6 protein-coding genes are annotated in these 9,467 nt (G+C 59.3%); all 6 read right to left on the reverse strand.

The features are described 5' to 3' along the window. Window positions 1–30 precede the first annotated feature (30 nt). The 6 genes from GY725_05905 to GY725_05930 all read right to left on the reverse strand — a co-directional run bounded on the left by GY725_05905 (window position 31) and on the right by GY725_05930 (window position 8,980). Entirely contained in the window at window positions 31–576 is a 546-nt protein-coding gene (locus GY725_05905) for a VOC family protein (GenBank protein ID MCP4003712.1), read from the reverse strand. A gap of 146 nt (window positions 577–722) precedes the next feature. Beyond that, a complete protein-coding gene (locus GY725_05910; protein MCP4003713.1) occupies window positions 723–1,748 on the reverse strand; it encodes a hypothetical protein in 1,026 nt (341 codons plus the stop codon). A 154-nt stretch (window positions 1,749–1,902) separates the two neighbouring features. Then, the gene (locus GY725_05915; protein MCP4003714.1) at window positions 1,903–3,252 is read right to left on the reverse strand and encodes an alpha-glucosidase; all 1,350 of its coding nucleotides are present in this window, start codon (window positions 3,250–3,252) and stop codon (window positions 1,903–1,905) included. A 95-nt stretch (window positions 3,253–3,347) separates the two neighbouring features. After that, window positions 3,348–4,784: a PAS domain S-box protein gene (locus GY725_05920; protein MCP4003715.1), complete on the reverse strand. Its 1,437-nt coding sequence runs from the start codon at window positions 4,782–4,784 to the stop codon at window positions 3,348–3,350. 379 nt (window positions 4,785–5,163) lie between these two features. Further along, window positions 5,164–5,781 carry a hypothetical protein gene (locus tag GY725_05925; GenBank protein MCP4003716.1) on the reverse strand — a complete coding sequence of 206 codons (618 nt, stop codon included), beginning with the start codon at window positions 5,779–5,781 and terminating at the stop codon, window positions 5,164–5,166. A gap of 70 nt (window positions 5,782–5,851) precedes the next feature. Then, complete coding sequence (locus GY725_05930; GenBank protein ID MCP4003717.1) at window positions 5,852–8,980, reverse strand: AAA family ATPase; 3,129 nt, start codon at window positions 8,978–8,980, stop codon at window positions 5,852–5,854. Window positions 8,981–9,467: the final 487 nt, after the last annotated feature.

Below are 9,467 nucleotides of genomic sequence, written 5' to 3' on the forward strand. Positions count from 1 at the left end.
TTTTCGCCGAGGCGGTAGGACGGATCAGGGCTAGACCCGCTTCCCGATCGAGTCTTCCTTCCGCGTCTCTTCTTCGATGTCTTCGGGAGACAGCCGCATCAGTCGAAGAGCCTCTTCTTCACCCTGCTCGAATGCGCTCGGATCTGTCGTGACGCAGAACTCGACCATGATCCCGTTCGGATCGAGGGTGTAGATCGAAGTGCACCAGCCGTGATCGATTTTGAGAATGTCCTTGATGCCGCGTTCGTGCATCTGCTTGGTCATCGTCTCCAGTTCTTCGAGACTGTCGAGTCGGAAGGCGATGTGGTTTGTCCACTGTGGAAGTCCGAGTCCACTCGAGATCTCCGTCTTGAAGTCCGCGTCCTCACCCACACCGCTGACTTCAAAGAAGGCAATGGCTTCGCCGCCTCCCATGCCGAAGAAGAAGTGGCGGAAATAGCCATCGCCCTGGCGGTGGTTTTCCGTGCGAAGCAGCGGCATTCCGAGTTTTCCGCTGTAGAAGTCGTAGGTGGCTTCGGAATCGCGGGTCGTGTACGCGACGTGGTGAACACTGCGAGAAGCGAGAGGGCTCGCCATGGGGGCTCCTTCCGTGAAGTTCGTGGAGCGCACCCTATCCCGTATTGAATATGGATTCAACTAGAGATGAATGTGTATTCAACTTTCGGGCGACGGCCAGGCCACCCGTGCGGAGGGCTCTGGATCGCGCGACGGGCCGCTCCTGCTCAGTCGAAGCGAGCGGGAGAGGCCGGGACGGGCGTCGCGGGCGTGACGATATCCTCTTCGGCCTGCGGCTTCGCGGGGGCGGCGGGCTCCTGCGCGAGCGCGGGCGATTCTGAGTCGCGCGCCGCCCGATACGCTTCGAGTGCGCTGCGCGAGCGCTGGACCTTCCACATTTCGGCCAACAATGTCGGTTCCACGGCGTCGAGTTCCAGGCTGCGCGTGCGACCCAGGTCGTCGTTCAGGAAGTCCACACCCACAAATCCGGCCAAGAGGTCGACCAGTTGCACGGGGTGTAGATCGAATTCGAATCCGACAAATGCTGCAGTCGCGCTGGCCCCGATCGCCCAGTAGTCGCGGAAATCCTGATACAGCCGGGCGGACGGCGAGTGCAAGCCTAGCATGCTGTCGGCGCTGCCTTTTACGCCCGATGTGCCGAGCAGTGTACCTCCGTAGCTCTGTGCACCGACGGCAACCACAGTCAGTCCTGCCTCGGCCTGCGCTTTGAATCCGAGTGAACGATGCCCGTGAAGACCCAGCCCACCGGTAGAACGAAATCCCCCGCTTGCCTGGAGTCCCCGCGTCAGGTGCGAATCGAGGAATACTCCGGGACCGAAGTGCACCCCCACGGTAGCGACGTCCATGAGATCGAGGATGCGATCCGGCAGGTACAAGAGCGCGCGCACCACGCCTGAGCGCTTGACTCCGGGTCGAAGCTTGGAGTTCATACCCAGCGGACCTCGCTGCATACTGGCCCGGATGGCCGGGTCAATCGATTCCTGCAACTCCGTCAGTCCGGGGTACTGGTCATCGACGCCTTCGACCGCATCGAGCATCACGGCCGCCTCGGCGTGCAGGCCTTCGGCATGACGCGAACTCGCAGCCGACATCGCGTCGGACAGAAGCCGGTCGATCTGATCTGGCGTCCGGTTCGAAGCGCAACCGGCGGCACACAGGGCGACGGCGGCCCAGCAGACGAGCGTCCCGAGTCGACGAGGCGCAGTAATTCCAGAGAGAGAGAATGTTTCCATCCTCAGCTGATCGGAATCCGAAGCGCGAATCTTCAGAAACAGAGAAGAAGCACAACCTCATCAATCAAAGGCAACACCCGCGCAAATCCGAAAGCAGGCAAATGAGGTCCGACGCGCATATCTCCGTTCCCCAACGGGTTTCTTTGGTAACGGCCTAACTGATGTAGCCGAGATGGTCGGACTGCAGATCGAGCATTGTATTGAGCAAGTCCTCCGCCGCGCCCATCTTGTCGACGACAGGGTCCACCAGCAATGCTTGCAACACGAGATCCCTGGATCCGGTCAAGATGGCCTCGGCGGTCAGGCTGTGGACGGCGACCTGATTCTGCAGCAGGCCCCGGAAGCCGACTGGATAGTCGCTCAGTGGAATTCCGTGAACGCCTTGAGCGTCGATTGTGGCCGGCACTTCGACGACGATGAACTCGGGGAGATCCGGAATCAAACCACGGTTGGGGATGTTCACCGCCGCTTCTTCGTAACTCTGGTCCGTCAGGATTCCTTCGATGATCGGTACGAAGCGCTCGCTCAGCGTGGTCTTGATCTCTGGGTCCGAACGCCCGATCCACTCCCGGTAGTAGTTGTAGAAGTCGAGAATGCCCTTGTGATCGACGACGTCGTGCGCCCATTGCACGTACTCACCCAGATGGCTGTCCGTCGTGATGGGCAGGTAATCGAATTTCTCGAGCAACGCGCGGAACAGTCCGCGCTCCGCCCAGGGCTGCGCGTTTTCGCGCAAGGCCGGTTCGCTCCCGGGAGTCGATCCGGCCTGGGATTCGAGCAGTGTGCGGATCAGGCTGCCGAGATCAGGCAGGGATTCGAAGTAGGGGGCCGCCTTCTCACGGATATCCGGATAGGCATCGCGCCCGCTGTCGCGATAACTCGCCTCGAGAAGCACGCTGAAGTGATTCAAGCCACCTGCGCGATAGCGGATGTTGTCGAACGGAGTCCCCAGGATCGTCGGCAGGTAGTGTCGTATGGAAGCGATCTCGTGGCACAGACCGACGAAGCGCAGGTCCGGGAATCTGCGATGCACCGTCGTGCAAATGCGACTCATCGGATTGCTGTAGTTGAAGACGTAGGCGTCGGGGCAGATGGATTCGATGTCTGCGCAGATCTCCAGAATTGGCGGCACCACGCGCAGAGAGTGGAAGAGCCCACCGGGTCCACCGTTTTCGCCGAAGACCTGACGGAAGCCGAACTGTTGCGGGACGGTCCGGTCCTGTTCCCAGAGTGCAAAGCGATCCGCGACCTCAATGGAGATCAAGCAGAAGTCCGCCCCCTGTAGCGCTTCTTTGCGCTCCGTTGTGGTGATGAGCGTGACGTCGAGGTCGTGTTCGTCGATGAACTTCTGTCCCTCAGCGCGAACTCGCTCCATCGCGGTCGCATTGATGTCGTGCAATACGACCTCGGCATTCACCAGAGTTTCGCTCTGGAAGATGTCTCCGAGGGTGTCGAAGCCAAATTGCGCGCTTCCAGCGCCGATCAAGACGATGCGTGGATTCATGCTCTCTCCCGGCCCAGCCCGTCAGCGTCGCAGCAGCGACGCGAATTGCCTCGATTCTACAGGCAAACGAACGGGGACGGGGCTCCGTCCGGAACTCAAGCCTCTTCGAGTGCCGGAAAGAAGATGCGGAATTCAGTGCCTTCTCCGACTCGACTGTGCACATCCACCTGGCCACCGCTCTGCTTGACGATGCCGTACACGCTGGCCAGTCCGAGACCGGTTCCCATTCCGACTTCCTTGGTGGAAAAGAACGGCTCGAAGGCCCGCTCGAGTACCTCCGGAGACATTCCGTCGCCGGTGTCCGCGATCTTGACCATGACGTGCTTGCCTCCGCCCGAGTCTCCGACCTCGCCCGGTTCCAGCGGGACCATCTCGATCGTCAGGGACAGAGTGCCCCCTCCAAGCATGGCATCCTGTGCATTCAGGGCGAGGTTCAGAAGGACTTGCTCGAGTTGTGATGCGCCGAGTCGAGCCATCATCGGCCTGGAGGGGTAGGAGGTCTGGATCTCTACGCTCTTTCCGATGGACGAGCGAAGCAAAGGTACGAAGTCGCGCACGGCCCGTGATACATCAAGCTCTTCGAATTCCAGATCCTGACCCCGACTGAACGTACGCAGGTGCCCGGTGAGTTCCGAGGCTTTTACGGCGGCGGCATCGATCTCTTCGAGATGGACGCGAATGTCTTTCCCCTTGTTCGCCCCCACCCGGGCCAGCTCAGTCGCTCCGCTGATGACCATCAACAGATTGTTGAAGTCATGGGCCACGGTGCCGGAAAGTCGCCCGATGGCTTCGAGCTTCTGGAATCTGGCGAGATCGGTCTGGAGTTTGCGGATTTCGGTGATGTCGCGAGAACTCACGACAGCACCAACGATCTTCCTGTCCACATCCCTGCTGGGGACATAGGTGACGGCCATGCAGCGCCGATTCTCAGCCGGGAAGTTGAACCACGCTTCGTAGTTGATTGTCTCCCCTTGGAAACACCGATCGATATTGTTCTTGATCAGGTCGTTGAAAGTATCGGGACCGAGCAACTCAGCGATCGTATGGCCCACAATCCCCTCTCGAGACATCTCGTGAGCTCGCAAGTAGCTGTCGTTGACAGCCACGTAGCGGTAATCCAATCCCAGAAAGGAGATGTGATCGGAAGTCGCCGAGACGAAATGCTCGGAGCTGTGCATTGCCTCTTCCAGATTTTTCACTTCGCTGATGTCGGTCGCCGTCGCCAAGCAGGTAATCCGGTCGTCAGAGCGACCCGCGATCCAGACGGTCAGAAAGCAGGGAAAGAAGAATCCCGAAGCGTGGAGAAGGCGTTTCTCGATCGTGTAATGAGTACTCTTTCCGGCCAACAGTTCGAGAAAGAGGGCGGAATCTCGCGCAGCGTCTTCGGGGTGACTGATTTCAGGGATCGTGAGCCCGCGCAAATCATCGAGTGAGTGTCCGAGCATCCCGGCCAAGGCTTCGTTTGCCCCGCTCAATGGAAGGTTGGGATCAACCCGCGATCGGGTGGTAAAGACCGTTGCCGGAGTTGGCATCGACTCGACTAATGAATGCAACCACTGTAGCCAGTCGTCTTGCACGTCCTTGTACTCACTTATGTGTATGAATCTACTTCAGAGCTCGGGGCCCTCGCGAGCAAATACCATGATCCGTTCGGTTTCGACTGCGTCTCGAAATCGTTTTTCGGCAGCCTGCTAGAGGGCCCGGTAGGAACGTACGGCGTCTCTGTGATCTCAACGCATGGCGAACGATCGTACGTTAGGCTGAATCTGCGTCCGAAGCCGCGCCTTTACGAGTTACACATTCCCGACAACGGACTTCGCGCGTTCGTCCCGTATTCTTGGATTCACGTCCTACTCCCTTGCTGTGAACCCCGTGCGCTCCCTGGATCGACTAGCCGTCGTGGACCGCGCCTCAGCTCGGACCCGCCGATTCCGCCTTCGGCCGAACGAACTCGACATAGTCCTGTGTCAGCCTGATCTCATCTTCACCAGGGCCACGCTTCGTGGGTCGCGCAGTGAAAATCGGTTCGAGGTCAGTTCGGTCCTCAAATGCACTCGGGAATCGGTCTGACATCTCGGGTCGTGATGTAATGATCAAGGTAGTTGCCTGCGCGCTTCCGACGCAAGTTGTCACTTCGAACGAATCTCCGGCGCAGATCCAGTACACGTCCATGGGCAGGGCAGAAGACGCGTAGGTATTCGCGGTCTCGATCGCCAACGTCATGCCGTGTCGGAGCAGCGGTTCGATCGGCTGTTGACTGGGCCAAAAACTGCGGCGCCGCCCATCGACCTGGTTGTCGTTGAACCAGTCCTTTTCCAGGTGCTTGATGTCCTTGCGACGCAACCCGAACAGCGCGGGATCACCGAGGATCGTGAGGAGAGACTCCGTGGGACTGCCGTCCGGGTTCTGCGCCTTCAGGCGGGAGAGGAACAGAGCTCTACCACCGCCTGGAGATAAGTCATTCAGTGTCTCGTCGATGCGCTTCAGAATATGGCCCTTCGCGATCTGTCCGGGCATTGCACCAGGCATTGTTGGGGAACTCCTTTGTATTGTCAGGACTGCTTATTGAATTGTCAGGACTGTTGGCAATCTGAGGAGGTCAGAGATCAGTGGCCCACGGCTGCTCGCCAAATACGCTCATCTCGGAGAGAGCTTTTTGACCCAAACTGCAGAGGATCTCGGCGGCTTCGGTCGCTGCAGTAGCACCGTCGTGATCGGAAACCTTGAGTACCTGCGACAAGTCGCGTTGGCTGAGCCCCAGCTCGAGCGTTGCTTCCGACTGCCTTGCGATATCGACTGCCTGCTCCAACAGAAAGCGCGCTCTGTCGAAATTCTTTCGTACGGCTTCCATTTGACCGATCACGCGTGGCACGAGAATCGGGCATGCCGGTCCGAAGACGACTCCCCTCTCCAAAGCATGACTCAAGAGGGGAAGCAGAGCGTCGATCAACTTCGGCTCGTTCCTGCGAACACCGACCTCGGCAAGTGCGCAAGCCGCGCCAACGGAGAATGGGTCGGAACCGTGTCGGGCAAGCACATCGGCAAGTCGTCGTATCTTCGGTGTTGACAGACGTGGTGTCCCACCCGGACGTTCACCTACCCAAGCTTGATAGGCATCGCGTATCAAGCTCATCCCCCGGCTGGGTTTCGCGAAAATGCGACCCGGCTCGGTGAGCAGATCAAGCGCAGCCTCTGCGGCACCGAACTCGCCTCGGAACGCTTCGCTGGCCGCCAAGAGCGGAACTGCAACAGGTCCCGCCCACGGATACCCAGTGCGTTCGATCAATACCAGAACCTCGCTAGCCAGGTCTGCAGCACGTGAAAACTCGCCGCCGGCAAACGCAAGGACGGCTTGCTGCGCGAGGACCATCGAAATCTCGGACCAGTTCTGCGCGCGCCTTGCGAGATCGAGACCTGAATGCGTGGTGGTGCGTGCCGCCTCATGCTGGCCCAGAACGACCTGACTCATTGCTATTCGCGCAGGTGGCACCGTTTGCAGCCAAGGATCTCTGGATCGTTCTGCATGAGCGAAGGCCTGCTTCCAATGGTCCAACGCCTCGACGATGTTGAGTTCGTGATAAGCGGATAAAGCCAGACCAAGGCAGGCGTAGTGACATAGGACGTCGTTGTCCTGGTTGTGACCGATCACAAGCGCGCTGGCCGCGGCCTCAGTCGCCTTCTGCTTCTTTCCCGCCATCCAATAGGCTTCCGCGATCGTCTCGAGAGCCAGGCCCCTGAGCACTGCTTCTTCGCGTCCGAGCGAATCGATGGCATCCTGCAGGGGTCCGATCTCGACCTCCGCCCCATAGGAGTCGACTGCAATCGTGATCCGGGCACGCAGCAAGAACATGCGTGCCCAGACGAGACCCTTCCTATCGCCTATGTCGATGAACAGGGCGATCGCGTTACGGTAGTGGGAGACTGCTTCTTCGGCCCTGAGGTCGTGATTGAATGCAACGGCTGCTCGGAAGTGTAATCTCGCGCGCTCGTCATCTCCCTGCTGTAGTGCGGCGTCAGCTGCAGCCGCGAAGTGGCGCGCTGCCTCGGCCCAAGCGCAGATCGCAAACGCCTGTTCACCGGCTTCTCGGGCGTATGCGATCACGCGCGTGGTCTCGACCTCCCCCCCGGCACGGATCAGGTGATTTGAGATTTCCAGAGCGTGGTGGCGCGCGTGCCCATGATCGTCCGCCGAGGTGGCATACAGTGCCTCGAGGACTTCCGCGATCAGCGCGTGAATCTGTCCGCGTTGTTCCTCCGGAACACGTGAGCGAAGAACAAGTTTGATCATTGCGTGCTCGAAACAGAACGTTTGCCCGTCTCGCTGCAGGACGCCCGCATCAAGGGCCTCGGCAAGCAGGTCCTCGAGCTCGATGTCGTGGAGGGTAGTCGCGGCTGACAACGCCAGACGGCTGAATCGATCACCAAAGTAGGAGGCTACCGATAGCGCATCGATACATTCGTCCGAGAGCTGGCCTAGACGCTCACCCAGGAGGGAGACGATGCTTGAGGGAACACTGAGCGAGCTATCTCCAGGCGTTGGTCGAGTTCTCAACAGGTGGGTGGCCAACTCTCGAACGAAAAAGGGATTTCCGCCGGATGCTTGGAACACCCCGCGTCCGAGCTCGCGGTCGACATGACGGAGTTTGCAATCATCCAGCAGACGACTTGTGCTCAGCTCATCTAGGCCCTCGAGTCTTATGCGCCGAGCAATATCCGATCTCTCGATTCGCTCCATCGCGGCGTCTACCAGAGTATCCTCAGGCGTGCCTCCGCGCGTCGTCACTATCAAAAGGCAGTGGACGGGGTGCGCCTGGGAGTCCAGCACGAGCGAAAGGTGGGTGATCAGCTCGAGTGTTGCGGAGTCGGCCCAATGAGCATCTTCAATCACCAGAACAATCGGCTGATCGTTTGCCAATCGTATTAGCGCACCTGTCAGGGACGAGAACAACTCACCGCGCTCGCGCTTCGCGTCGAGGCTGAGGTTCTGTTCCCAGTCGATAGCCCTGTTCGGATCCGGATGGAGCAGTTCGCGAATCGGTGCGAGGTCTTCACCATAGGACTCCTCTTCGAATTCATCCGACTCTACGACCAGAGTTCCGAGCGCCGAGATTACCGGCCTATATGGAAAGCCGCTGTCCGGAACTGCGTGTCCGGTTCCAATCAATCGAATTCGTTTCTGAGCAACTCCCGTGAACTCCTCAACCAGGCGCGACTTGCCAATGCCTTCGTCACCGGAGATCAATACGATTCGTGGATGACCCTCGGAAACATCGTCTAGATAGCGCTCGAGCGCCGCGAGTTCGGTGCGTCTACCCAGAAGCGGCGTCTTGCGACTGGCATCTGTTTTCGGTCTCATAGGAGGTATCTGGAGAGGCAATCGACGAACCGTGCCTCGGTCTTCCCCAATCCGCACTGCATCTGCAACGAATCGGTAGCCGATTCGGCGTCGGGTCTGGATGATCCGCTGACGCGAACCGTCATCACCCAAGAGCTTGCGGAGGTCCTTGAGAGCGCTGGAAACCGCATCGTCGCAAACCACAACGTCGGCCCATACGGTGCTGAAGAGTTCAGTTCGTGAAACTGTGCGATCCCGGTTGCGCGCTAGATGGAGCAGAAGCTCAAGGAGCTTGGCCTGGATGTCGTACGATACGCCGTCGCGTCGCAATTCCTCTCGATCTAGATCGAGTTCCCAGCCCTCGAATTCTAGTACTCCAGTGGAATCAGCCAACTAGTACTCCCCCTCGGAGATCGACGCTGGATCCGTCTGGAAGATCAGACACGGAGGAGCCGAGTTCCGGAGCTTAGCCTACACTATACTCCGACAGTCCCCGAGAAACTTGGGATAACCGTGGGAAAACCCGCTAATGCCCTCTCCGGGAGAACCCGGGCCGATTCACGACCTGATCCCCATTCCCATCAAGGCAGAGACAACATTTCTCGGCGATCTCTCGGTGCCTCATTGGCCGAATGGCCTCACCGGTGAAGGGCCGTTCCTACCGCAATCGGAGAGTTGTGGTCCGAAGAATGCGCCTGACGAGTCCCTGGGTCTTCCTCGACAAGGCCATCTGCCCCATTCACCAGCCTCAGTACGCGTACGAGAGCTCGTGACTCCGCCCACCCGGCAGTCTGCGGGTCGGAATGCGCCGCTCGTAGCAGCGCTTCAACCAGACCGGAAGCTCCATCCGAGAAGCGAACAAGCGCTGACTCAGCAACGC

Source organism: bacterium (genome assembly GCA_024226335.1).
Lineage (GTDB): Bacteria > Myxococcota_A > UBA9160 > SZUA-336 > SZUA-336 > JAAELY01.